The organism is Nonomuraea antimicrobica (assembly GCF_039536965.1).
Lineage (GTDB): Bacteria > Actinomycetota > Actinomycetes > Streptosporangiales > Streptosporangiaceae > Nonomuraea > Nonomuraea antimicrobica.
The window spans coordinates 1-638 of sequence record NZ_BAAAZP010000281.1 but is presented as its reverse complement, the minus strand read 5'-3'; the positions used below and the strand labels follow the sequence as shown (position 1 = coordinate 638).

The following is a 638-nucleotide window of genomic DNA, read 5'->3' as shown; positions in this document are numbered from 1 at the left end:
AGCCACGCGCCCCCCTTGGCCAGCACACCGAGCAGGGCGAGACCCCCGGCAACCGTCCCAGCCACGACGAACACCTGCACAATCGAGCCATTCACAGTGGCACCGACTCGGCTTCCAGGTCGTAAGTGATCGTCCAGTCGTCGTACCGGCGAACGACCACGTCACGGCCTTGGGCGGCGAGCGCCTGCGCGAACTCGACCGCCGCGATCGGCACGGGCCGGTACTGGCCGGGCACGCCAGCCGGCTGTTCCACGACGGCGTAGATCACCCACGATGTCCCGGTGGCGGGTGTGGTGCGGACGCACACGAACGTTGTCCGGTCCGACAGGTACTGCACCTGGTTGCCGATAACGAATGCGCCTCGGCCAGCGTGGCCGTACCGGTAGAACAGCTCGGCCGCCTGATCGACCTTGGCGATATCTGGGCCGTGCCCGCCGGTGGGGTTGTCACCGATCGGCAGTTCCATGTCGGTGTCGAGCAGGGTGAACAGCTCCATCAGCATCTCCTCGGGTCGTGTGGGTGGATCAGGACGTGGGCTGCTTGGCCTCGGCCGTGCTGCTGTCGCGGGCGTGGAGTTGCGCGGCGAGCTGATCGCGTTCGTCTACGAGCTGCCCGATGACAACGTGCGCCTTGGCCAG

Annotated in this window: 1 protein-coding gene; it reads right to left on the bottom strand. The window is 67.2% G+C overall.

Features of this window, described 5'->3' with window-relative positions:
- Nucleotides 1-91: 91 nt before the first annotated feature.
- A complete protein-coding gene (locus ABD844_RS52625) occupies nt 92-496 on the bottom strand; it encodes a hypothetical protein (RefSeq protein ID WP_344897790.1) in 405 nt (134 codons plus the stop codon).
- Nucleotides 497-638: the final 142 nt, after the last annotated feature.

What these genes read in the sequence shown, in the direction of transcription:
- ABD844_RS52625 (WP_344897790.1), bottom strand. Translation starts at nt 496, where the DNA reads ATGGAGCTGTTCACCCTGCTCGACACCGACATGGAACTGCCGATCGGT.